Source organism: Phycicoccus sp. (genome assembly GCF_035325325.1).
Classification (GTDB): Bacteria; Actinomycetota; Actinomycetes; order Actinomycetales; family Dermatophilaceae; genus Phycicoccus.
This window is the reverse complement of sequence record NZ_DAOLAC010000024.1, coordinates 12,400-35,332: the sequence shown is the minus strand read 5'-3', so window position 1 is coordinate 35,332 and position 22,933 is coordinate 12,400. Positions and strand designations below refer to the sequence as shown.

Sequence of the window (22,933 nt, the reverse complement as noted above, 5' to 3'; positions counted from 1 at the left end):
ACCGATGACGACGACGAACGACCGCACCCGCACCGAGCGCCTCGGTGAGCGGGTCAGCGCGGCGCGGGACGAGGTGACCGCCCGCGGTGAGACCTTCTACCCCGGACCGAGCCGGGTGCACCTCGCCGCCTTCCCGCCAAAGGAGCGCTGGGACGACTGGGTCGAGCTCGACTCGCGCGCCTGGCCCGACCGCGTGGAGAAGCGCTCGATGCTCGTCCCGACGACCTGCTTCAACTGCGAGTCGGCCTGCGGCCTGCTGGCCTACGTCGACCCGGACACCCTCCAGGTACGCAAGTTCGAGGGCAACCCGGAGCACCCCGGCTCGCGGGGGCGGAACTGCGCGAAGGGTCCCGCGACGATCAACCAGGTCACCGACCCGGACCGCATCCTCCAGCCGATGCGCCGCGCCGGCGCCCGCGGCGAGGGCCGGTGGGAGCAGGTCGACTGGGACACCGCCCTCGACGACATCGCCGGCCGGATCCGGACCGCGATCACCGAGAACCGCCCCAACGCCGTCATGTACCACGTCGGACGACCGGGCGAGGACGGCTTCACCGAGCGCGTCATGGCGTCATGGGGCGTCGACGGGCACAACTCGCACACCAACGTCTGCTCCAGCGGCGCACGGTCCGGCTACCACTACTGGACCGGCATCGACCGGCCCAGCCCCGACCACGCGAACGCCAAGGTCATCTTCCTCATCTCGAGCCACCTCGAGACCGGGCACTACTTCAACCCGCACGCGCAGCGCATCATGGAGGCCAAGCAGCGCGGAGCCAAGGTCGTCGTCGTCGACACCCGCCTGTCCAACACCGCGACCCACGCCGACCACTGGATCTCCCCCTACCCCGGCTCCGAGGCGGCGATCAACCTCGCGATCGCCCACGGCCTCATCTCCTCCGGACGCTACGACCGCGAGTTCGTCCGCCGCTGGTGGAACTGGAAGGAGTACCTCCGGTCGGTCCACCCGGAGCAGCCGGGGACCTTCGAGGCGTTCGAGGAGGTCCTCTCGACGCTCTACGCCGAGTACACCCCCGAGTTCGCCGCGGCCGAGTCGGGCGTCGAGGCCGAGGTCATCCGCGAGATCACCGACCTCGTCGCCTCGGCCGGGAGCGCACTCTCGACCCACAACTGGAGGTCCGCGGCGGCCGGCAACCTCGGTGGGTGGCAGGTGTCGCGGACGCTGTTCCTCGTCAGCGCACTGCTCGGCGCGGTGGCCACCCCGGGCGGGACCCACCTCAACGCGTGGAACAAGTTCGTCCCCAAGCCGATGCACGTCCCGGGCCACCCACCCCAGTGGAACGACCTCACCTGGCCGCTGGAGTACCCCCTCGCGATGAACGAGCTGTCCTTCCTGCTGCCGCACATGATGCAGGAGGGCCGGGGGACGCTGGACGTGTACTTCACCCGGGTCTACAACCCGGTGTGGACCAACCCCGACGGCATGGTCTGGTCCGAGGTGCTGCGCGACGAGTCCCTCATCGGGCTGCACGTGGCGCTCACGCCGACGTGGAACGAGACGGCCTACCTCGCCGACTACGTCCTGCCGATGGGCCTGGCGAGCGAGCGGCACGACCTGCACTCCTACGAGCAGTACGACGGGCAGTGGATCGGGTTCCGTCAGCCGGTCCTGCGGGCCGCGCGCGAGCGCCTCGGCGCACCGGTCTCCGACACCCGTCTCGCCAACCCGGGCGAGGTCTGGGAGGAGAACGAGTTCTGGATGGAGCTGTCGTGGCGGATCGACCCCGACGGCGAGCTCGGCATCCGGAAGTTCTACGAGTCGCAGACCGAACCCGGCAAGCGCCTCTCGGTCGACGAGTACTACCGGTGGATCTTCGAGAACTCGGTACCCGGCCTGCCGGAGAAGGCGTCCGAGGAGGGGCTGTCCCCGATGCAGTTCATGCGCCGGTACGGCGCGTTCGAGGTGAGCAGCCACGTGGGCCCCGTCTACGAGCAGGCGGTCGACCCTGCCCTGCTCGACGGCGCCGTGACGACGGACCTCGGGCGGGTCTACTCCCCCGCCCCGAAGCCCGCGGCCACCAACCTCGCCCCGACCGGCGCGCCGGTGCCCGACGCCGAGGGACGCAACCCGGTCGGCGTCGACGTCGACGGGGAAGTGAAGCGCGGGTTCCCCACGCCCAGTGGGCTCCTCGAGTTCTACTCCTCCACGGTCGCCGACTGGGGGTGGCCCGAGTACGCCGTACCGACGTACATCAAGAGCCACATCCACCGCGAGAACCTCGCCGCCGACCAGATGCCGCTCATCTCGACGTTCCGGCTCCCCACGCAGATCCACACCCGCAGCGCCAACGCGAAGTGGCTCAACGAGCTGGCCCAGACCAACCCGTTGTGGCTGCACCCCAGCGACGCCGACCGGATCGGGATCCGCGCGGGGCAGCTGGTCCGGGTGTCCACCGACATCGGGTACTTCGTCGTCAAGGCGTGGGTCACCGAGGGCATCCGGCCGGGGGTCGTGGCCTGCAGCCACCACATGGGCCGATGGGTCCCCCAGGAGCAGCCGGAGCGCCACGGCGGCCAGACGGCGGCCACGGTGGACCTCGCTCGCCGGGGCTCGACGTGGACGATGAAGCGCATCCACGGGGTCGGTCCGTACGACTCGAGCGACCCGGACACCGCCCGCATCTGGTGGACGGACGTCGGCGTGCACCAGAACATGACCTTCCCGGTCCACCCGGACCCCGTCTCCGGGATGCACTGCTGGCACCAGGCGGTCCGCGTGACCGCGGCGGAGCCGGGGGACTCCTACGGCGACATCAGTGTCGACACCGACCGTTCGCGCGCCCTCTACCGCGAGTGGCTCGCGAAGACGCGCGATGCCCGCCGGGTGTCGCCCGACGGCACCCGGCGGCCGTACTGGCTCATGCGGCCGCTCAAGCCGGGCCCAGAGGTGTTCCGCCTTCCCGAGGAGAGCGACGGATGAGCCTCGAGGCGACGCCCCGCACGGAGACCGCCGAGGTGTTCCGTGCCCTCGGCGTGCTCTGCGAGACGCCGCACCCCTCGCACCGGTCCCTCGCCGCCGCGCTCGAGCTCGGCGTCCCCCCGACGGCCGCGGAGCACACCCAGGTGTTCGCGCTCGGGACCGTCCCGTACGCCTCGGTCTACCTGGGGGCCGAGGGGATGCTCGGGGGCGAGGCGGCCGACCGGGTCGCCGGCTTCTGGCGAGCGCTGCGACTGGTCCCCCCGGCGGAGTCCGACCACCTCGCCGCCCTCCTCGGGCTGCTGGCCTCGCTCACCGAGGCCCAGGCCGCCGAGCCCGACACGGCCCGCGCGGCCCTGCGCGGCCGGGCGCGCGCCGTCCTCCTGCACGAGCACCTCCTGCCCTGGGTCCCGACCTTCGCCCGCGCGGTCGCCGCCTCCGGCTCCGCCTTCTACGCCGGGTGGGCGGCGCTGCTCGTCGAGGTCCTCGTGGCCGAGGGCACGTCACTCGAGGCCCCGGAGACCCTGCCGGTCGCCCTCGCGGAGGCGCCCGGGCTCCCGGACGAGGTCGCGTCCCTCCGCGAGCTCGCCGAGGGGCTCCTCGCTCCGGTGCGCAGCGGGCTGGTCCTCACCCGTCCGGAGGTCGCGCGCGGTGCCCGTGACCTCGGACTCGGGTTGCGCATCGGGGAGCGCGCCTTCGTCCTCGCCTCGATGCTCGAGCAGGACCCCGTCGCGACCCTCGACTGGGTCGCCCACCGTGCGGACGCCTGGGCGGCGCACCACCTCCGCGACGCCGAGACCCTCGGGCCGACCGCCCGGTTCTGGGCGGCGCGGGCCACGACCACCGCCACGACCTGCCGCGCGCGGCGGGACGCCACCGAGGAGGCCCTCTCCGATGACCGCTGAGCCCGTGACCACCGACCGGAGCGCGCTGACCGAGGACGACGTCCGTCGCATCGTCAAGGAGGAGCTGGGCACCGCCCTGCGCAAGGACCCCGGGATGCGCACCGGCGCGATCGTCGCCTCCAAGGGCACCCTCGACTGGGCCTACCCACCCCTCATCCTCGCCAACGCCGCCGCGGCGGTCGGGATGCAGGTGTCGGTGTTCTTCACCTTCTACGGGCTGAACATCGTCCACAGGGACTTCGAGCGCAAACTCAAGGTCGACCCGGTCGGGAACCCGGCGATGCCGATGCCGGTGCCGATGCCCGACCTCGTGACGGCCATGCCGGGGATGGTCTCGGTCGCCTCGCGGATGATGAAGAAGAAGTTCGCGGACAAGAAGGTGTCCTCGATCGGCGAGCTCATCGAGACCGCCCGGGAGATGGACGTGCGGCTCATCGCCTGCCAGATGACCGTCGACGTCTTCGGCTTCGAGCAGTCCGACTTCCTCGACGGCGTGGAGTTCGGCGGCGCCGCCGCGTTCATGGCCGAGGCCCGCAAGTCCAACCTCACCCTCTTCGTCTGACCCCGACCCCCGACCCGAGGAGACACCCGATGAGCGAGACCACGGAGGACGTCCTCGTCGACGCCCGCGAGCTCATGTGCCCGATGCCCGTCATGGCCGCGACCAAGGCCGCCCGCCGGATGGAGCCCGGCCAGATCCTCAAGGTCATGGCCACCGACAAGGGCGCACTGAGCGACATCCCCGCCTGGGCCGAGGCCAACGGCCACGAGGTCGTGGAGCAGGAGACGATCGGCACCGACCTCGTCTTCTTCATCCGCACCGGCACCCCGGACTGACCCGCGCGCCCCACCGGCCCGGGTCTCTCACCTCAACAGGCCGGTGAGCGCCCCGAGGCCGACCACGGCGCCCGCGACGGCCACGACGATCACGACGACGACCATTGCGAGGTTGCCGGGAAGGGGCGAGTCGTCGCTCACCCGGTGATCCTCCCAGACCGGAGCAGGCACGCGATGGGCGAACCGGCGTGTGCGCCCGCGCGACTCATCAGAGCGGGAGCACCCATCCCGTCCCGGACGGCACCTCGTCCGGCACCGGGCGCCGCGGCCATCCGTCGAGGTCGACGAGGCGGCCGAGCGACGACGCCCACCGGGTGCCGCAGCGGGTGCAGGCGATGCTCGAGCGCCCGCCGGGCCCGGTCGGGCGCAGTGCCCGCGCGGAGCAGCTCGGGCAGACGCGGGGCCACCCGGCCGCCGCGAGCTCGGCGCCACCGACGGACTCCGCCGTGCCTGACGTCGTCGTCATGGCCCCCATGGAAGGGCCCCGGGCGCGGACGGCACCAGTGACAGGTGTCCCGGGCCGCCGGGCACACACGGGCCCGCATCGGCTCAGAAGTGCAGCTGCGCCCCGACGACGACCGTGCGGGCGATGGGCAGGTGGAAGTACTGCGTCGGGTCGGCGGCGTTGTGCGACATCGCGACGTACACGTGCTTGCGCCACCGCGCCATCCCCGGCCGCGGGCTGGCGTGTACCGAGACCCGGGAGAGGAAGTACAGGGCCGTGTCCGGGTCGAAGGCGAGGTCGGGACCCTGCGCCGCGAGGGCGAGCGCCGCCGGGATGTCCTGCTCGTCGGCGAAGCCGAAGTGGAGGCGGACGAGGCAGATGCCGTCCCACTGGTCGCCGAGGTCGTCGACGACGACCCGCTCCTCGTCCGGCACGTGCGGCACGTTCATCCGGACGGTGTTGGTGATGATGACGTTGCGGTGCAGCACCCGGTTGAAGTCGATGTTCTCGCGCAGCGACAGCGGCGTCGTGTCGTCGCTCGTGTGGAGGAACACGGCGGTGCCGGGCACGCGGTGCAGCTCCTCGGAGTGGGCGTCGTCGAGGAACTCGGCGAGCGGCCGCTCGACCTTGTACCGCCGCGCCTTGACCAGCCGCTGCCCCTTCGACCAGGTGAGCATGACGAACGCGATGAGCGTGGCCATGAGCACGGGCAGCCATCCGCCGTGGGTGACCTTCGTGGCGTTGGCGGCGACGAAGCTCAGCTCGACCCAGAGGAAGACCGCCCCGAAGGACCACAGGCGCCAGCGGCCCCAGCCGAGCGCGGCGTCCGCGTAGACGAGGAAGAGGCAGGTCGTCAGGGCCAGCGTGGCGGTCACCGCGAGCCCGTACGCCACGGCCAGGTGCTCAGAGCTGCGGAAGGCGACCATGAGGACGAGCACCCCGGCGAAGAGGGCCCAGTTGACGGCGGGCACGTAGATCTGCCCGCCCTCGTGCTCGGAGGTCTGGCGCACGGTGAGGCGCGGCAGGAAGTCGAGCCGCTCGGCCTGCCGGGAGACCGAGAACGCGCCCGAGATGACCGCCTGGGAGGCGATGACGGTGGCGGCGGTTGCGAGGACGACGAGCGGGAGCGTCGCCCATCCCGGCGCGAGGTGGAAGAACGGGCGGTCGATCGTCGCAGGGTCCTTGACGACGAGCTCGGCCTGCCCGAGGTAGTTGAGCGTGAGGCTCGGGAAGACGAGCCAGAACCAGCCGGTCGCGATGGCCGGCCGGCCGAAGTGCCCCATGTCCGCGTACAGGGCCTCGGCACCGGTGATGGCGAGGACGACGGCGCCGAGGGCGAGGAAGCTGACGAGCGGGTGGGCGAGGGCGAACTGCACGGCGAGGTGCGGGCTGAGCGCGAGCAGCGCCTGCGGGTAGGCGAGCACGTGCGGCAGCCCGAGCGCCGCGAGGGTGAGGAACCAGACCACCATGACGGGCCCGAAGAACCGGCCGACCCGATCGGTGCCGTGCCGCTGGACGACGAACAGCGCCGTGATGACGGCGACGCCGAGCGGGACCACCCACTGCTGCAGGCCCGGCTCGACGACCTCGAGGCCCTCGATCGCCGACATCACCGAGATGGCGGGCGTGATCAGCGAGTCACCGTAGAAGAGTGCGGCTCCGATGACGCCGAGGACCATGACGAGACGAAAACGCTTGCCCCCCGGCCGGACCGAGCGCCGTGCCAGGAAGGCGAGCGACAGCACGCCGCCCTCGCCGTCGTTGTCGGCCCGCAGGACGAAGAGGACGTACTTGACCGAGACGACGAGGGTGATGGCCCAGACGACCGTCGAGACCACGCCGAGCGCGTTGTCGCGGGTCGGCTCGACGATGCCGTCGTCGAGGCTGAACACGGTCTGCATCGCGTAGAGCGGGCTGGTCCCGATGTCACCGAAGACGACCCCGAGCGCCCCGAGGACGAGGGCCCGCTTCGCGGTCGAGGGTCCGGCGGTCTGCGGTGCGTGCACGATCCCCCAGCCTAGGGGCGCTCGGCCCGGCGGACGTGCGCCGAGGGGTCAGCCGTGAGCGCCACCGCTGACGACGAGCTCGCGCAGCCGACGCAGCGCCTCCTGACGGGCGCCGACGAGCGCCGGGTGCTCGGTGACCTCGGGCGGTCGGACGGGCACGTGCCGGGGCATCCGCCCGAAGACCTCGCCGACCCGCTCGACGAGGGCGGGGTGCGAGCCCCAGGCCCCGCCGAGGACGACCTCCGCCGGGTCGGCCAGCGCGACGAGCGCCGCGAGGACCCCGGCGACACCCACGGCCAGCGCCTCCAGCCGCGTCCGGTCGGCGGCGTCGGTCGAGCCCGCGAGGTGCAGCACGGCGGCGGTGTCGACCGCGGTGCTGCCCGGTTCGCGCAACCCGAGTGCCGCGAACAGGTCGGTGAACGGGACCGCGCGTCCGTCCGGGCCGGTCGTCACGAGGTGCGCGACCTCGCCGGCGAGCCCGTGCGCGCCGCGCAGCACCTGCCCGTCGGCGACGACGGCGCAGCCGAGGCCCCGGTCGAGGTACAGGTACGCGACGTCGGGCGGCGCGCCCGCGGCGAGCTCGGCCCGGGCGGCCCAGTTGACGTCGTTGTCGACGGCGACCTCGCCGACGACCAGCCCGGCGAGGAGGGGCACCGGGGCGAGGTCGCCCACGAGGAAGGGCGCGTCCGGCAGGTGCACCAGCGCGCCGCTCGCCCGGTCGACGGGGTCGGCGGCGCTGACGACGGCGAGGCGCACCGTGCCGCGGGCGCTCGACGCCGCCCCGGCCGCCACCCGCGGGATGGCCGCGGCCAGGACCTCGGGGGTCGTCGGCAGGGCGACCTCCTCGACGGCCTCGGCGAGGACGCGGCCGTGGACGTCGACCACCTCCGCGCGCACGCCGTCCGGCCCGACGCCGACGGCGAGCGCGACCCCGGTGTCCTCGGCGAGCGCGTAGAGGGTGCCGGCCCGCCCTCGGCCCCCCGTGCGCTCGCCGGTGTCGCGCAGCGCCCCGACCTCGAGCAGCCGGCGCACGCTCTCGCCGACGGTCGGCTTGGACAGCCCGGACCGGGTGGCGATCTGGGCGCGGGTCAGCTCCGGTTCGTCGACGAGCGCGCCGAGGACGTGCCGGTCGGACAGCTGACGCAGCAGGTCGAGGGACGGCTTCTCGGGCTCCACGCCGCCATTCTAGTAAGGACTCTTGCCTGAATGGTGCAGCACGCCTACACTCGCATCTGGTAAGGAGTCCTACCTGAATGGAGACCGGCCCAATGACCACCGCCGCCGCCCCGCGCGAGACCCTCCCCGCCCTCCCCCACTGGGAGGAGCCGCCCGCCGACCTGCGCGCCGCCACCCGCGAGGTCAAGGCGGCCATTCGGGCCCGGATCGAGGCGTCCGGACGCACGGTCGAGGAGGTCTTCGCCGTCGTGGAGGCGCGGGTCCGCGCCGCCGTCGAGGACGTCGAGGCGGCGAGGGCGCGCGGCGAGCAGGTCTGGCCGGAGGTCGACTACGCCGACCTGGAGGCCGGCACCGTGTCCGCGGACGACCTCGCGCTCCTGCGCCGGCGCGGGTGCCTCGTCGTCCGCGGCCACTTCCCCCGCGAGCAGGCGCTCGCGTGGGACGCGGACATCGTCGACTACGTCGAGGGCAACGGCTTCTTCGAGAGCTACCGGGGCCCCGGCGACGACTTCTTCGGCAGCGTCGGCTCGCGCCCGGAGATCTACCCGATCTACTGGTCGCGCGCCCAGATGGAGGCCCGCCAGAGCGACCGGATGGCGCGGGTCCAGCGCTTCCTCAACGGGCTGTGGCGGCACGAGTCCGACGGCGAGACGTGGTTCGACCCCTCGCGCGACTCGCTCTACCCCGACCGCATCCGCCGGCGCCCGCCGGGTGCCGACTCGGGCGGACTCGGCACGCACCTCGACCCCGGCACGCTCGACCTGTGGATGACCAAGCCCTACCAGAGGGCCTTCCGGCACCTCTTCGACGGCAGCGTCGAGGAGTACGACCCGTGGGACGCCGCCCACCGGACGGCCGGCCCGCAGTACCCGGGGACGACGATGTGCTCGGCGTTCCGCACCTTCCAGGGCTGGACCGCCCTCTCCGACATGGACCACGACCAGGGCGTGCTGCACACGGTGCCGGTCCCCGAGGCGATGGCCTACCTGATGCTCCGCCCGCTGCTCGCCGACGTGCCGGACGACGACATGTGCGGCGTGACGACGAACCAGGTCTTCCCCGCGAGCGAGCAGTGGCACTCCCTCCTGCTGCGCGCGGTGAGCGGTATCCCGGACGTCCGTGCCGGCGACTCCGTCTGGTGGCACTGCGACATGATCCACGGCGTCGACCCGGTGACCGACCAGCAGGGCTGGGGCAACGTCATGTACATCCCGGCCGCGCCGTGGTGCCCGCGCAACGAGGCGTACGCGGAGTCGGTCCGGGCTGCCTTGTCGGCCGGCGACAGCCCGGCGGACTTCCCCGAGGAGCACTACGAGCGCACCTGGCCGGACCGGTTCCCGGCCGACGCGCTCAACCGCACCGGGCGCCGCGGGCTCGGCCTCGGGGACTGACCGGGCGGCCGACCCCGTGCAGGGCTTCCGCCCCCGCCGGGTGCGTGGCACGCTGGGCGCGCGATGACCCCCGACGCACCCACCCGGATGGACGACGCGGTCCGGAAGGTCCTGGCCGCGCTGCCCGAGGACGCCGACGAGTCCGTCCGGCAGCGTCCGGACGACCCCGACCTGCGCACGTGGAGCTACCTCCCCGGCGACCGGCCGGGGCTCTGCCTCGAGGCGGCGGACGACGCCGTCGCGGCGGCGGTCCACGAGCTGGTCGACCTCGCCCACTCCGAGCACGGAGCGCGCCTGGTCCGCGACGCGATGGCCGTCGAGCGGCTCCGGCGGCTCGCGGCGACCGGCAAGGAGCCTGCCGGCGACCGCTACTGGTGGCGCCTCGTCGGCGAGCCCGGGTCCGCGGCCGCGTGGGGATGGCGGCTGAACGGGCACCACGTCGGCGTCCACGTCGTCGTCGACGGCGACCGGGTCACGTACAGCCCGCACTTCGTCGGTTCCGAGCCCGCCCGGCTGCCCGCCGGGCCCGGTGCCGGGCTGCGCATCCTCGGTCCGGAGGAGGACCTCGCGCGCGACCTGCTGCGCTCCCTCGACCCCGACCAGCGCCGTCGGGCCGTCGCGTCCGACCTCGCGCCCGCCGACATCCTCACCGGGATGGATCCCGTCGCCGACCCGTCGGCCCTGCCGCCCGGCCTCGGGTGGGAATCCCTCGACGCCCACCAGCGCACGCTCTTCGAGCGGCTCGTCGACCGCTACCTGGCCCGCCTGCCGGACGCGTACGCCCGCGCCTGCCGGGCGGAGGCCATGGCCGGGCCGGAGGCCCTCGCCTTCGGGTGGGCCGGGGGCGAGGAGGTGGGCGACCCGCACTACTACTGCGTGCGCAGCGCCGCCTTCCTCATCGAGTACGACAACACCCAGGACGGCGCGAACCACGCGCACTCGGTCCTGCGGCACCTGCGCGACGACTTCGGCGGGGACGCACTGCGCAGGCACCACCGCGACCACCACTGACCGACCACGACGCCCGGGCCCCGGTGGACCGTCCCCCGGCCCGCGGAGCGTCACCGCAGCAGGTGGGCGACGGTGAGAAGACCGGCAGCCAGCGGGAGGCAGGCTGACTCGCCTGGTTCGACACCCCGGCGGGAGGAGACGCTCACCTGCCGCCGGGGTTTGGCGCTACGCCGACCGCTCGGGGTGGCGCGGTGGGTCCGTGGGGCCGGGTCCTGGGGGCCGCTGGTGCTGGCGCACCACCTCCACGACGGCCCCGATGAACACCAGCTGGGTCAGGACGACCGCGAAGATGACCCACCCGCGATGCGTGCTACTTGCGGATATGGCCGAACTCGCACTCATGAGAAGTGCGACTTCGATGGCCGCCAGTCCCAGAAGGCGCGTCTTGAGCGGAAACAGTGGCGTCCTCTTCGATGTATGCATATTCCTCATCCGTGTTCGCAGTGGATGACGCGCTGACCCGCTGGGACGCGCCGTGGTCCCATCCGTCAGTCGCGCTCGAAGATGCCGAACGAGAAGCCGGCCGCCTCGGCCCGTCCCCCGCCGAGCCGGACGCCCTCGACCTCGACCCGACGTGCCTCCTCCCAGCCCTCCGGCAGTGCGGTGGTGGCCGGTTCGCGCCGCGGGTTGACGACGACGAGGTGCGTGCCGCCGCGGACGAACGCGAACGGGTAGTCCTCGGTGAGCACCTCCAGCGAACGGTCGGGCCCGAGCGCCGGGGTGGCGTGGCGCAGGGCGAGCAGACGGCGCACGAGGTGGAGCAGCGAGCCCTCGTCGGCGCGCTGGGTCGCGACGTCCGGGCGGTCGGGCGAGGGGTCGAGGGGCAGGTAGAAGTCCGACTCCGGCGCGGTGGAGAAGCCGGCGCCGGGGCCGGGCTGCCACTGCATCGGAGTCCGCGATCCGGTGCGGTCCTGGGTGGTCTGCAACAGGCTGCCCTCGCGGTCGGGCAGCCCCTGGAGGTAGCGCATCCCGATCTCGTCGCCGTAGTAGATCGTCGGCAGCGCCGGCCACGTGGCGACGAACGCGAAGGCCGCCCGGGCCATCGGCGCCGTGCGCGGACCGGTCACCAGGCGTGCGTAGTCGTGGTTCGAGGTCGGCAGCGCGACGTGCCCGCCGCCGACGCCGATGGCCTCGGTCGCCCGGCGCCACTCGCGGAGGAAGAGGTCGATGCCGCCGCTGCCCTCGGGGTCGAAGAAGTAGCGGCCGGTGTCGGTCCACGAGGGGTCGTAGGTGCCGATCCCGGTGTGCCACAGCGACCTCAGCCCGGGCCGTCCGAAGTGCAGGAAGAAGTCGGCGTGGAACCCGGCCGGCACCGCGACGGCGGGGTCGCCCCACTCCGAGAGCAGCGCCTTGTCGGGGTGCTCCCGGTCGAGCCAGTCCCGCATCTCGGTCCAGAGCCGGGCGGTCTCGACGTGCCCCGGGTCGTCCTTGACGAGCGAACCGGCCATGTCCACCCGGAAGCCGCTGACGCCGAGGTCGAACCAGTGCGACATCACGTCGCGCAACGCCTGCCGGTTGGCCCGCGGGCCCTCGGCGTCGACGGTGTCGCGCCACGGCTCGTCCGGGTCCGGGCGCGCGTAGCCGAAGTTGAGCGCGGGCTGGCACGGGTAGAAGTTCAGCTGGTAGTAGCCGCCGCGGCGGCCCGGCACGGGGCACCAGATACCCGCGGGTCGGCCCACCTTCTCGTTCCCGATGTACCGGTGGTCGGACGGGTCGTCCGCCCACGCGCGGAACCACGGGTGCTGGTCACTCGTGTGCCCGGCGACGAGGTCGAGCAGAACCCGGATGCCGCGGCTGCGGGCGGCGTCGACGAAGGCGGCGAGGTCGTCGTTGGTGCCGTAGCGCGGGGCGACGCTCAGGTAGTCGCTGACGTCGTAACCCGCGTCGGCGAACGGCGAGGCGAACAGCGGGCTGAACCACACGGCGTCGACCCCGAGCCACGCGAGGTGGTCCAGGTGCTCGGCCGCACCCCGCAGGTCGCCGATGCCGTCTCCGTTCGAGTCCGCGAAGCTCTGCGGGTAGATCTGGTAGAGGACCGAGTTCGCCAGCCAGGCCGGCTGCGGGCGCGTGCTGGGCATCCAGCCACCCTAACGATCAGGCCAGGCGAGCGGCGGCTCACACCGTTCAGCGCACGTGCCTCCGCCAGTCCGGGGGCACGGCGCCGGCCGGACCGGGCACCGGCTGGTCGGCCGGCCGGCTGGTCGGCGGGGCGAGCACCGGTCCCTCGACGACCGCTCCGGTCCGGAAGTCCCAGAACCACTCCTCGCCCGGCTCGAAGCTCTGCATCACCGGGTGGCCAGATGCCGCGAAGTGCCCGCTGGCGTGCCGCATCGGCGAGGAGTCGCAGCACCCGATGTGGCCGCACGCCGCGCACCGGCGCAGGTGCACCCACCACCCGCCGGCGGCCAGGCACTCGGCACATCCGGTGCCGCTCGGCGGGATGCTGGGGTTCACGGCGGTCGGTTCGGCCATCCTCCGACGCTACGCCGCCGCGCCCTCAGGTGGTGGCCACGAGGTGGAGCAGGAAGCCCTGCGCGGGCGCGAGGTTCGGCAGCGGCAGCCCGTCGGTGCCGAGGACCCGCCCCGACACGACGACGCCGTCGCCACGGGCCGCCTCGAACCACGCCGGCCCGCGCACCTCGACGACCTCCGGCAGCCCGGCCTCCGGGCGCACCCGGACCCGGTAGCGGCGCTCCGGGTCCAGGCCCGGCAGCGGCACCAGCCCCGGTGTCACGCCGGCGCCGCTGGCGACCCGGGCGACCGTGAGCACGGCCGCGGACCGGTCCGCGGCGACGACGCCCCCGATGACGAGCGAAGGGTCCGGGTGGTCCGAGCGGACGACGTCGCCCGAGTGCACGAGGGGCCGCAGCTCGCGGTAGAACCCGGCCCAGGCGCGCAGCGCCTCGAGCTCCTCGTCGCTGCACGTCGTGACGTCCCACTCCAGGCCCGCGTGCCCGCCGAGGGCGACGAGCATCCGGAAGGAGAGGTCGAGGTCGCGGTGCGTCGTGTGGGCCCGCGGCGGGCCGACGTGCGTCCCCATCCGCTCGGGCCCGACGAGCAGGCCGGTCCACCGCTGGAGGGCCACCCGCTCGAGGGCGTCGTTGCAGTCCGAGGTCCACACCCGGTCGGTGCGGGCGAGGACGCCGAGGTCGACTCGCGCGCCACCGCTCGAGCACGACTCGATCTCCAGTCCGGGGTGCCGGGCGCGCAGCGCGTCGAGCAGCCGGTAGGTGGCGCGGGTCTGCGCGGCGACGGCCGGCCGGTCGGTGCCCGAGGCGTCCGACCGCACCGCCTCGTGGAGGTCGCGGTTGTGGTCCCACTTGACGAAGTCGACGCCCACCTCGCCGATGACGGCGCTCATCGCCTCGAGCACGTGGTCGAACGCCGCCGGGTTCGCGAGGTCGAGGACGTGCTGGTGCCGCGACGGAGGGGGCGGGCCGGCGGCCGGGCCGAGCACCCAGTCGGGGTGGGCCCGGACGAGGTCGGAGTCGAGGTTGACCATCTCGGGCTCGAACCAGAGCCCGAACTCCATGCCCAGGCCCTTGACGTGCTCGACGAGGGGACGCAGGCCGTCCGGCCACACCTGCGGGGACACCTGCCAGTCCCCCAGCCCGCGGGTGTCGTCGCGCCGGGCCCCGAACCAGCCGTCGTCGAGGACGAACCGCTCGACCCCGATGGACGCCGCGGTGTCGGCGAGGCGCCGCAGGTGCTCGAGGTCGGTCTCGAAGTAGACCGCCTCCCACGTGTTGAGGACGAGCGGGCGCGGGCGGGCGCTGCGCCGGTCCGGGTCCGCCCGCTGGTGGCGCAGCAGCCGGTTGGTCACGCCGTCGAGGCCCTCCGCGGACCAGACCGCCACGACGTCGGGTGCCGTGTACGTCTCCCCCGCGGCCAGCCGGACCTCACCGGGGGACAGCGCCTCGCCACCCCCGATGACCGCGGCGTGGGCGCCGGCGCCCTCGGGAAGCCGCTCGAGCAGGTGCTCGTGGTTCCCGCTCCAGGCGACGTGGACCGACCACACCTCGCCGTGGCGGAACCCGAACCCGGCGGTTCCGGCGGTGAGCAGGAGCGGCGCGTCGTGACCGGTGCGGCCACGACGGCCCGTCCGCAGCCACGTGCCGTCGGCGACCGCGCGTCGCTGCGGACTCCGCTCGCGAACCCACCGCCCGGTGAGGTCGAGCGCCTCCTCGGCACGGGCCGGGAGCGGGAGCAGGGTGCGCAGGGCGGCGACGTCGAGCGGCGGCGCGTCCGGGCCGGCGCTCGAGGTGAGGCTCGCGGAGACGGTGAGGACGCCGTGCGGGTCGAGGACCCACCGCAGCTCCACCGTCGCCCCGACCGCCTCCGAGCTCGCCCGGACGACGCAGGTGCTGCCGTCGACCTCGGTCTCGGCGACCCACCGGTGAGCGGCCGAGCCACCGGCCCGGTGCGCCTCCACCCCCGGCGTGCCGAGCCAGCCGTCGCCGGAGGTCGGCAGGACGGAGAGGTCCCACGGTTCGTCGAGTGCGTTGTGCGCGACCGGCCGGTCGGCGAGCAGCGCGAGGTCGGCGGCGTCCGCGTCCGTGAGGTCGGCCCCCCAGTGCAGGACATGCGGGAGTCCCTCCCCGGACGAGCCGAGGACGAGCGCGGTGCCGCCGCCCCGCAAGACGGCCGTGACGGGGCTCACCCCTTGGTCGAGCCGAGGGTGAGGCCCGAGACGAACTGCTTCTGGAGGAGGAAGAACACGACGAGCACCGGCAGCGCGACGATGATCGACCCGGCCGCGACGAGGTTGGTGTCGGAGAAGAACTGACCGCGCAGGTTGTTGAGCGCGCTCGTCACCGGGTACTTGTCGCCGCGCGAGATGAGCACGGTGGCCCAGAAGAACTCGTTGTAGATCCACGTGACCTGGAGGGTCGCGAGGGCCGCGAGGGCCGGCCGGACGAGCGGCATGGTCAGCTGCCAGTACTGGCGCCAGACGCTCGCGCCGTCGAGCTCGGCGGACTCGTAGATCTCGTGCGGCAGGGTCTTCATGTAGTTGCTGAGGACGAAGGTGCAGAACCCGAGCTGGAAGGCGGTGTTGACGAGGATCAGCGCCCAGAAGCTGTTGAGCATCGAGCCGGTCTCGCTCATGAACGTCGGCAGCGGGATCTCCTTGAACATCCGGAACACCGGGATGAGGAGGGCCTGCGGCGGAAGCAGGTTCGCCGCGAGGAACACGCCGAGCAGGGTGAGGTTGAACCGGTAGGAGAACCGAGCGAGGACGAAGGCGACGAGCGAGGACAGGAACAGGGTGAGGACGACCGCCGGGACGGTGATGAACAGCGAGTTCTTGAAGTGCAGCCCGAACTGCCCTCTGCTCCAGGCCTCCTGGTAGTTGCTGAGGGTCCAGCCCCCGAACGACAGGTACCCGTTGGTCTGCGTGTACGAGTAGTCGCGGAAGGAGTTGTAGAGCGCCCAGAGCAGGGGGAAGAGCCACGCGACCGCCAGCACGAGCATGATGACGGTGGCGACCCGGCCGCGGCGGCGGTTGATGACACCGCCGGACGGGCCGCGCCCGGACAGCGCCTTGCCGGTGGTGCCGGGGACGGCGGTGGGGGCTGTCGCGGTGGTCATCGGCGGTCCTCCCGGAAGACGATGCGCAGGTAGATGGTGATGAACACCGACGAGATGACCATCATGATGACCGCCAGCGCGGAGCCGAACCCGTAGCGCGTGGCCTCGCCGATGACGTTCTGCGACACCAGCGCCGAGATGAGCTCGAGACCGTTGCGGCCCTTGTTGATGATCCACACGAGGTCGAACGCGCGAAGCGACTCGATGACGACGATGACGAGGACGATCATGTTGATCGGCCGCATCACCGGGAAGATCACGTGGAAGAACGTCTTCACCTCGCTCGCCCCGTCGACGGCCGCCGCCTCCCGTAGCGAGGAGTCGATGCCCTTCAGGCCGGCGAGGTAGATGAGCATGATGTAGCCGGTGTGCCGCCAGGCGGTCGCGACGAGCACGGCCCAGAGGTTGACGTCCGGGTTGCCGTACCAGTCGACCTTCGAGTGGAACACCTCGTTGATGAGGCCCTGGTCGGTCGAGTAGAACAGCTGCCAGATGAAACCGACGAGGGCCAGCGACAGCACGACCGGCAGGTAGAACGCGGTCTGGTAGAACCGGCTGCCCCACATCTCGCGGTCGAGGACGACGGCGAGCACCATCCCGAGGATGGTCGGGAGCACGAAGAGGAACACCAGCCAGATGAGGTTGTGCCGGATGGCCGGCCAGAACGGCGGGTAGATCGTCGCGATGTCGACGTAGTTCTTCGTGCCGACCCACTGGATCGCGCTGAACTGGAAGCCGTTCCACCTCGTGAAGGACAGCAGGACCGAGCCCACCGCCGGCAGCCACACGAGCCAGACGACGAGGATCGTCGGGATTCCCACCATCGCCGTGACGACGAGGCGGTCCCGGGTCCCTCGCCTCCTCTCGATGCTGCGTGACTGCCGGCGCGCGGTGCTCGTGGCCATGGTCTGCTCCTCGCGCCCCGGCTCAGCCGAGGATCGACGCGGCCTGCTGCTGGATCGACGTCGTGATCGAGTCGATGTTGCCCGGGTTCTTGATGAAGTCCTGGAGCGACGCGGTGATGACGGTGTTCGCGAGGTCGGCGTTGGTGTCGCGGTCGAGGAACTGGGCGATCGACTTCGCGTTCTGCACGACCTCGACCGACTTCTTCTGCAGCGCGCCGTACTTCGCGGTGCTGGCGGCCGAGTTGGCCGCGATGAAGGGAGCCGACGCGGCGTTGTTGGCGGCGTCCGCGGCCTCGGCGCTGGCCAGCCACTTGATGAACGCCTTGCCCGCCTCCTGGTCCTTGGCGCCGGCCGCGACGCAGAAGCCGTCGATCGGGGCGTCGAGGGCGTCGGAGCCGATCGAGGAGTCGATCTCCGGGAAGGTGAAGAAGTCGAGGTCCTCCTGCGCGTCGGTGGGCACCCCGTCCACGACGAAGGTGCCGAGCAGGTACATCCCGCACTCGCCCTTGGCCATCGAGGTGGCGGCCTCCTGCCAGGTGCGACCGAGCGAGTTCTCCTGGTGGAAGGGCAGCAGCGTCTTCCAGGTCTCGAAGACCTTGCGGACCTCGGCGCTGTCCCACTTCTGCTTGCCCTTGGTCAGCTCCATGTGGAAGTCGTAGCCGTTGATCCGCATGTTGAGGATGTCGAAGGTGCCCATCGGGGCCCAGGCGTCCTTGGCGGCGAAGGCGAACGGCGTGATCTTCTTGCCCTGCATCTCGGTCATCAGGGCCTTGAGGTCGTCGAGGGTCTTCGGCTGGGTCCAGCCGTTCTTCTCGAACACCGACTTGCGGTGGAAGACCGCCCACGGGTAGTAGCTGACCGGCACGAAGTACTGCTTGCCGTCGCTCGCGGTCGACGCCTTCTTGAACGCGTCGCCGATGCCGTCGAGGGGCCACACGTCGCTGATGTCGCTGATCTGGCCGCTCTCGGCGAACTGCGCCATCCGGTAGCCGGCGAACCACGTGAACACGTCGTCCGGAGTGCCCTGGAGGTAGGTGGTGATGCTCTCCTGGAACGTGTTGTGGTCGACGGCGTTGACCGAGACCGTCACCGAGTTCTTCTTGGCGTAGGCGTCGGCCATCGCCTGGAGGCGCTCGTTGGCCGGGCCGGAGCCCTTGGCCTCGTTGATCCCGAACGACACGTTCCCCGCCTTGGCGGTCGCGCCGCCGCCGGACGAGGTCCCCGTGTCCGAGCCGCACGCGGCGAGGAGCGAGGGGACGCCGAGCAGCGCGCCCGCGCCGACGGCTCCCCGGAGGATGGTGCGGCGGTCCACCCCACGGACCGAGAGGGGGATGGTGCTGGTGTGGGTCCCGCGGGCCGGCGGCCGAGCCATGGCTGTCTCCTTTGACGAGCGTGCCGTTTCTGACAATTCCGATCAGAAACGAACATCCGATGCCCGAGAGTGTGGTGACCCGCCGCCGACCTGTCAAGGGGCGTTCGTCACCTTCGACATCACGATTCCGCGTCGGACAGGCCTGTTGGGCCCGATGGCGGCCTCCGCGCGAAGACTGCAGGTCGATGTTGGTATCTGTTGACAGATGTTGAGTTCGCGCAACACACTGTGCGCCATGCGTCAATGGCCCGACGACCGCGTCGCCTTCGGTGGGGACTACAACCCCGAGCAGTGGCCGCGTGAGGTCTGGGCCGACGACCTGCGCCTCATGGAGGCGGCGGGGGTCAGCTTCGTCACCCTCGGGGTGTTCTCCTGGTCGTGGCTCGAGCCGAGCAAGGGCGAGTACGTGTTCGACTGGCTCGACGAGGTGATGGACCGGCTCGGGGAGCACGGCATCGCCGTCGACCTCGCCACGGCGACCGCCACCCCGCCACCGTGGCTCAGCGCGGCGTACCCCGAGATCCTTCCGGTCGACCGCGAGGGCCGCACCCTCTGGCCGGGCAGCCGGCAGGCGTGGTGCCCGTCCTCGCCGGTCTACCGCGACCTGGCCCTCGCGCTGACCGACCGGATGGCCGAGCGCTACCACGAGCACCCCGCCCTCGCGATGTGGCACGTGTCGAACGAGTACGCCTGCCACAACCTCCCCTGCTACTGCGACACCTGCGCCGAGGCCTTCCGGCGCTGGCTGGAGCGGCGGTACGCGACCCTCGACGCGCTCAACGAGGCGTGGGGCACGGCGTTCTGGAGCCAGCGCTACACCGACTGGGCCGACGTCCTTCCGCCGCGGATCACGACGACCTTCGGCAACCCGACCCACGAGCTCGACTACCACCGCTTCGGGTCCGACACCCTCCTCGACTTCTTCCTCGCCGAGAAGGAGGTCATCCGCCGGCACTCCCCCGACGTCCCGGTGACGACGAACTTCATGACCCTCAGCGGTTTCCGGCTCCTCGACTACCACGACTGGGCGCCGCACCAGGACGTCGTGAGCACCGACCACTACGTCGTCGACGCCCTCCCGCACCCCCGGGCCGAGCTGTCCTTCCACGGAGACCTCACCCGCGGGCTCGCCGGCGGCGCCCCGTGGATGCTGATGGAGCACTCGACGAGCGCGGTCAACTGGCAGCCGGTCAACCCGGCCAAGCGCCCGGGCGACACGCTCCTCGACTCGCTGACCCACGTGGCCCGCGGCGCCGACACCCTCGGCTTCTTCCAGTGGCGGCAGTCCCGGGCGGGGTCGGAGAAGTTCCACTCGGCACTCGTGCCGCACGCCGGCGAGGACAGCGACCGCTTCCGCGAGGTGTGTGCCCTCGGTGCGGTCGCCGGCCGGCTGGGGGAGGTCGTCGGCTCCCGGGTCGAGTCCGAGGTCGCCCTGCTCTGGGACTACGAGGCCGAGTGGGCGGTGGCCGGGCCGTGCATGCCGTCCGCCGCGCTCGACTACGTGACCGCCGCCCACACGGTGCACCGGCTGCTGCGCGACCGAGGGGTCACCTGCGACGTCGTGCACCCGGACGCCGACCTCTCGGGCTACCGGGTCGTCGTCGTCCCGACGCTCTACCTCGTCTCGGACGAGGCGGCGGCGGCGGTCGCCGCGGCGGCCGAGGCCGGCGCCCACGTCGTCGTCACCTACTTCTCGGGCATCGCCGACCCCGACGACCACGTCCGCCTCGGCGGCTACCCCGGCGCGTTCCGGGAGCTGCTCGGGGTGCGGGTCGAGGAGCTGTTACCGCTGCGGGCCGGCGAGACGGTCGCCCTCGAGGGCGGCGGCCACGGGACGGTCTGGTCCGAGCACGCCCGGACGACCGGTGCCGAGGTCCTGCAGTCCTACGCCGACGGACCGCTCGCAGGCCGGCCCGCCGTCACCCGACGGGCGGTCGGCCCCGGCGCCGCCTGGTACCTCGGCACACTCCCCGACGACACCACCCTGGGCCGGCTCCTCGACCGCATCGTCGCCGAGGCCGGCATCACCCCGGTCGCCGCCGTCCCGGCCGGGGTCGAGGTGACCCGTCGCCGCTCGGGCACGAGGTCCTGGCTCTTCGTCCTCAACCACACCGACGACGACTGCACCCTCCAGGTCACCGGGCACGACCTCGTGGCGGGCGCCGACGTCGGTCCGGTCACCACCGTCCCCGCCCGCACCGCCGCCGTCGTCCGGGAGGCCTGATGCTCGCCAGCCAGCGCCGCGCCGCCATCCTCGCGATCGTCGAGGAGCACGGCGCCGCCCGGGTCTCCGAGCTCGTCGACCAGCTCGGCGTCTCGGACATGACCGTCCGCCGCGACATCGAGCGGCTCGACGGCGAGGGCCTCCTCGAGCGGGTGCACGGCGGGGCGGTCGCCGTCCTGCCGCGGGCCACCGACGAGCCCGGGTTCACGGCGAAGTCGACCCTCATGACCGCCGAGAAGCAGGCCATCGCCCTCGAGGCCGCGCGGCTCGTGCAGCCCGGGTCGACCATCGGCATCTCGGCCGGGACGACCACCTACGAGCTGGCCCGGGCCATCCGCGACGTCCCGCAGCTCACCGTCGTCACGAACTCGGTCCCCGTGGCGCAGCTGCTCCACGAGTCGCAGGCCGCGGGACACGTCGTCGTCATCACCGGCGGGGTACGCACCCCGTCCGACGCGCTCGTCGGCCCGGTCGCCGTCACCGCCCTCGGCGGCCTGCACGTCGACCGGCTCTTCCTCGGCGCGCACGGCATCGACCGGGCCGCCGGGCTGACGACGCCCAACCTCGTCGAGGCCGAGACCAACCGGGCCCTCGTCCGCTCGGCCCGCACGGTCTGCGTGCTCGCCGACCGGAGCAAGCTCGGGATCGTCGGCCTCTCGACCTTCATGGACCTCGCCGATGTCGACACCCTGATCACCGACTCGGGCATCTCCGCCCGCGCCCGACAGGTGCTCGAGGAGACCGTCGAGCACCTCGTCGTCGCCGAGCCGGGGCGCGGCCGGGCCCGCGCGACCCGCGAGGAGACGGGATGAGGGTCGCGCACGAGGTGCGGCGCACCGTCGGCCGGCTCGCCGACGGGCGCCAGATCATCTACTACGACGACACCCCGGACGCCCCGCCCCGCACGGTGCGCGACAGCCGCGACCTCGGCGAGCGCGCGGCCGCAGGTCACATCCGCTACGACGCCCTCGTCGGCGACTGGGTCGCGGTCGCCGGGCACCGGATGCACCGGACCTTCCTCCCGCCGAAGGACGAGTGCCCGCTGTGCCCGACCGGCCGGGGCAGCGTGCCGTCCGAGGTTCCCGACGCCGACTACGACGTCGTCGTCTTCGAGAACCGGTTCCCCTCCTACGCCCCGGTCGCCCACGACGACGTCACCGCGCCGGAGGGCTACCTCCACGCCCCCGCGGCCGGCCGCACCGAGGTCGTGTGCTTCACCAGCGACCACGACTCGACCTTCGCCGCGCTCAGCCCGCACCGGGTGCGCACCGTCATCGACGTGTGGGCGGACCGGACCGCCGAGCTGGGCGCCGACCCCGACGTCGCGCACGTCTTCTGCTTCGAGAACCGGGGCCAGGAGATCGGGGTGACGCTGCACCACCCGCACGGCCAGGTGTACGGGTACCCGTACGTGCCGGCCCGCACGGCCGAGATGCTCAGCCGGGCGAGCGAGCACCACGCCCGCACCGGCCGCCTGCTCGGCGCCGACCTGCTGGCCGCCGAGCAGGCCGACGGGTCACGCGTCGTCCTCTCCGGCGAGCACTGGACGGCCTACGTCCCCTACGCCGCGCGGTGGCCGCTCGAGGTGCACCTCGCACCGCACCGCGACGTCCCCGACCTCGTCGCCCTCGACGACGCCGAGCGGGACGAGCTCGCCGTCCTCTACCTCGACCTCCTCGGGCGGCTCGACCGCTACCACGTGGCGGCGGACGGACCGGTACGGCTGCCGTACATCGCGGCGTGGCACCAGGCGCCGGCCCGGACCGGGCGCGAGGTGTCCCGCCTCGTGCTCCAGGTGATGTCGGTGCTGCGCGGCCCGGGCAAGCTGAAGTACCTCGCGGGGTCGGAAAGCGGTGTCGGGGGCTGGGTCACCGACACCCGGCCCGAGGCCGTCGCCGCACGCCTGCGCGAGGTCGCCGGCTCCTGACCTGACCGCCCGCTGACCTTCCTGGGTCGCCGTTGACCCGACCCGAACGGGAAGTTCACCCGGTGTTGGGCCGTGGCCGACCCGGCGTGAGCAGGGTGGTGGCCCGTGATCACCGACACCACGCCGCCCGACTCCGACTGCTGAGTTCCCGGGGCCGCCCCCACCTCGCCCTGCCGCCCCGACCTCGCCGTGCCGGGGTGTCGTGAC

General features: G+C 72.6%; 18 protein-coding genes. 9 read left to right on the top strand and 9 right to left on the bottom strand.

The window, feature by feature from the left end:
* Positions 1-4: 4 nt before the first annotated feature.
* Genes PKA89_RS13815 through PKA89_RS13800 form a run of 4 tightly spaced genes read left to right on the top strand, consistent with a single transcriptional unit; the run spans position 5 to position 4,680 of the window.
* Entirely contained in the window at positions 5-2,941 is a 2,937-nt protein-coding gene (locus tag PKA89_RS13815; protein ID WP_324420407.1) for a molybdopterin-dependent oxidoreductase, read from the top strand.
* Positions 2,938-3,843, top strand: a complete 906-nt coding sequence (locus tag PKA89_RS13810) for a molecular chaperone TorD family protein (protein WP_324420405.1) — start codon at positions 2,938-2,940, stop codon at positions 3,841-3,843. The genes PKA89_RS13815 and PKA89_RS13810 overlap by 4 nt, the downstream gene beginning before the upstream one ends.
* Entirely contained in the window at positions 3,833-4,405 is a 573-nt protein-coding gene (locus PKA89_RS13805; protein ID WP_324420403.1) for a DsrE/DsrF/DrsH-like family protein, read from the top strand. The genes PKA89_RS13810 and PKA89_RS13805 overlap by 11 nt, the downstream gene beginning before the upstream one ends.
* Before the next feature lie 29 nt (positions 4,406-4,434).
* Positions 4,435-4,680, top strand: coding sequence for a sulfurtransferase TusA family protein (locus tag PKA89_RS13800; protein ID WP_324420401.1), 246 nt, complete (start codon positions 4,435-4,437; stop codon positions 4,678-4,680).
* 208 nt (positions 4,681-4,888) lie between these two features.
* Here PKA89_RS13800 and PKA89_RS13795 read toward each other — a convergent pair whose 3' ends face one another.
* From PKA89_RS13795 to PKA89_RS13785, 3 genes are all read right to left on the bottom strand, one after another.
* Positions 4,889-5,146 carry a hypothetical protein gene (locus PKA89_RS13795; protein WP_324420399.1) on the bottom strand — a complete coding sequence of 86 codons (258 nt, stop codon included), beginning with the start codon at positions 5,144-5,146 and terminating at the stop codon, positions 4,889-4,891.
* Positions 5,147-5,229: 83 nt separating this feature from the next.
* Positions 5,230-7,131 carry a potassium transporter Kup gene (locus PKA89_RS13790; protein ID WP_324420397.1) on the bottom strand — a complete coding sequence of 634 codons (1,902 nt, stop codon included), beginning with the start codon at positions 7,129-7,131 and terminating at the stop codon, positions 5,230-5,232.
* Between the two features lie 48 nt (positions 7,132-7,179).
* Positions 7,180-8,307: an ROK family transcriptional regulator gene (locus PKA89_RS13785; RefSeq protein WP_324420395.1), complete on the bottom strand. Its 1,128-nt coding sequence runs from the start codon at positions 8,305-8,307 to the stop codon at positions 7,180-7,182.
* Between the two features lie 77 nt (positions 8,308-8,384).
* Between PKA89_RS13785 and PKA89_RS13780 the strand changes: the two genes are divergently transcribed.
* Positions 8,385-9,698, top strand: coding sequence for a DUF1479 domain-containing protein (locus tag PKA89_RS13780; RefSeq protein ID WP_324420393.1), 1,314 nt, complete (start codon positions 8,385-8,387; stop codon positions 9,696-9,698).
* A gap of 63 nt (positions 9,699-9,761) precedes the next feature.
* Positions 9,762-10,709 (top strand): DUF3500 domain-containing protein, encoded by a 948-nt coding sequence (locus tag PKA89_RS13775; RefSeq protein ID WP_324420391.1) that lies wholly within the window; start codon positions 9,762-9,764, stop codon positions 10,707-10,709.
* A gap of 488 nt (positions 10,710-11,197) precedes the next feature.
* Here PKA89_RS13775 and PKA89_RS13770 read toward each other — a convergent pair whose 3' ends face one another.
* The 6 genes from PKA89_RS13770 to PKA89_RS13745 are packed head-to-tail and all read right to left on the bottom strand — an operon-like array spanning position 11,198 to position 18,575.
* Positions 11,198-12,787 carry an alpha-amylase family glycosyl hydrolase gene (locus tag PKA89_RS13770; RefSeq protein WP_324420389.1) on the bottom strand — a complete coding sequence of 530 codons (1,590 nt, stop codon included), beginning with the start codon at positions 12,785-12,787 and terminating at the stop codon, positions 11,198-11,200.
* A gap of 46 nt (positions 12,788-12,833) precedes the next feature.
* Positions 12,834-13,181, bottom strand: a complete 348-nt coding sequence (locus tag PKA89_RS13765) for a UBP-type zinc finger domain-containing protein (RefSeq protein WP_324420387.1) — start codon at positions 13,179-13,181, stop codon at positions 12,834-12,836.
* Between the two features lie 25 nt (positions 13,182-13,206).
* Positions 13,207-15,369, bottom strand: coding sequence for an alpha-galactosidase (locus tag PKA89_RS13760; RefSeq protein ID WP_324420385.1), 2,163 nt, complete (start codon positions 15,367-15,369; stop codon positions 13,207-13,209).
* Positions 15,366-16,298 (bottom strand): carbohydrate ABC transporter permease, encoded by a 933-nt coding sequence (locus PKA89_RS13755; protein WP_324420383.1) that lies wholly within the window; start codon positions 16,296-16,298, stop codon positions 15,366-15,368. The genes PKA89_RS13760 and PKA89_RS13755 overlap by 4 nt, the downstream gene beginning before the upstream one ends.
* On the bottom strand, positions 16,295-17,203 hold the full coding sequence (locus tag PKA89_RS13750; protein ID WP_324420381.1) for a sugar ABC transporter permease: 909 nt from the start codon (positions 17,201-17,203) through the stop codon (positions 16,295-16,297). Before PKA89_RS13750 ends, PKA89_RS13755 begins: the two co-directional genes overlap by 4 nt.
* A gap of 22 nt (positions 17,204-17,225) precedes the next feature.
* Positions 17,226-18,575, bottom strand: a complete 1,350-nt coding sequence (locus tag PKA89_RS13745) for an ABC transporter substrate-binding protein (RefSeq protein WP_324420379.1) — start codon at positions 18,573-18,575, stop codon at positions 17,226-17,228.
* Positions 18,576-18,810: 235 nt separating this feature from the next.
* On the opposite strand from PKA89_RS13745, the gene PKA89_RS13740 reads away from it, so the two are divergent.
* The 3 genes from PKA89_RS13740 to galT are packed head-to-tail and all read left to right on the top strand — an operon-like array spanning position 18,811 to position 22,726.
* Positions 18,811-20,799 (top strand): beta-galactosidase, encoded by a 1,989-nt coding sequence (locus tag PKA89_RS13740; protein ID WP_324420377.1) that lies wholly within the window; start codon positions 18,811-18,813, stop codon positions 20,797-20,799.
* Positions 20,799-21,611 carry a DeoR/GlpR family DNA-binding transcription regulator gene (locus tag PKA89_RS13735; RefSeq protein ID WP_324420375.1) on the top strand — a complete coding sequence of 271 codons (813 nt, stop codon included), beginning with the start codon at positions 20,799-20,801 and terminating at the stop codon, positions 21,609-21,611. Before PKA89_RS13740 ends, PKA89_RS13735 begins: the two co-directional genes overlap by 1 nt.
* Complete coding sequence (gene galT, locus PKA89_RS13730) at positions 21,608-22,726, top strand: galactose-1-phosphate uridylyltransferase (RefSeq protein ID WP_324420373.1); 1,119 nt, start codon at positions 21,608-21,610, stop codon at positions 22,724-22,726. Before PKA89_RS13735 ends, galT begins: the two co-directional genes overlap by 4 nt.
* The last annotated feature ends 207 nt before the right edge of the window (positions 22,727-22,933 follow it).

Coding starts and splice junctions, on each gene's coding strand:
- PKA89_RS13735 (WP_324420375.1), top strand. CDS start 20,799: ATGCTCGCCAGCCAGCGCCGCGCCGCCATCCTCGCGATCGTCGAGGAG.
- PKA89_RS13780 (WP_324420393.1), top strand. CDS start 8,385: ATGGAGACCGGCCCAATGACCACCGCCGCCGCCCCGCGCGAGACCCTC.
- PKA89_RS13805 (WP_324420403.1), top strand. CDS start 3,833: ATGACCGCTGAGCCCGTGACCACCGACCGGAGCGCGCTGACCGAGGAC.
- galT (WP_324420373.1), top strand. CDS start 21,608: ATGAGGGTCGCGCACGAGGTGCGGCGCACCGTCGGCCGGCTCGCCGAC.
- PKA89_RS13815 (WP_324420407.1), top strand. CDS start 5: ATGACGACGACGAACGACCGCACCCGCACCGAGCGCCTCGGTGAGCGG.
- PKA89_RS13765 (WP_324420387.1), bottom strand. CDS start 13,181: ATGGCCGAACCGACCGCCGTGAACCCCAGCATCCCGCCGAGCGGCACC.
- PKA89_RS13810 (WP_324420405.1), top strand. CDS start 2,938: ATGAGCCTCGAGGCGACGCCCCGCACGGAGACCGCCGAGGTGTTCCGT.
- PKA89_RS13795 (WP_324420399.1), bottom strand. CDS start 5,146: ATGACGACGACGTCAGGCACGGCGGAGTCCGTCGGTGGCGCCGAGCTC.
- PKA89_RS13775 (WP_324420391.1), top strand. CDS start 9,762: ATGACCCCCGACGCACCCACCCGGATGGACGACGCGGTCCGGAAGGTC.
- PKA89_RS13745 (WP_324420379.1), bottom strand. CDS start 18,575: ATGGCTCGGCCGCCGGCCCGCGGGACCCACACCAGCACCATCCCCCTC.
- PKA89_RS13800 (WP_324420401.1), top strand. CDS start 4,435: ATGAGCGAGACCACGGAGGACGTCCTCGTCGACGCCCGCGAGCTCATG.
- PKA89_RS13770 (WP_324420389.1), bottom strand. CDS start 12,787: ATGCCCAGCACGCGCCCGCAGCCGGCCTGGCTGGCGAACTCGGTCCTC.
- PKA89_RS13740 (WP_324420377.1), top strand. CDS start 18,811: ATGCGTCAATGGCCCGACGACCGCGTCGCCTTCGGTGGGGACTACAAC.
- PKA89_RS13750 (WP_324420381.1), bottom strand. CDS start 17,203: ATGGCCACGAGCACCGCGCGCCGGCAGTCACGCAGCATCGAGAGGAGG.
- PKA89_RS13755 (WP_324420383.1), bottom strand. CDS start 16,298: ATGACCACCGCGACAGCCCCCACCGCCGTCCCCGGCACCACCGGCAAG.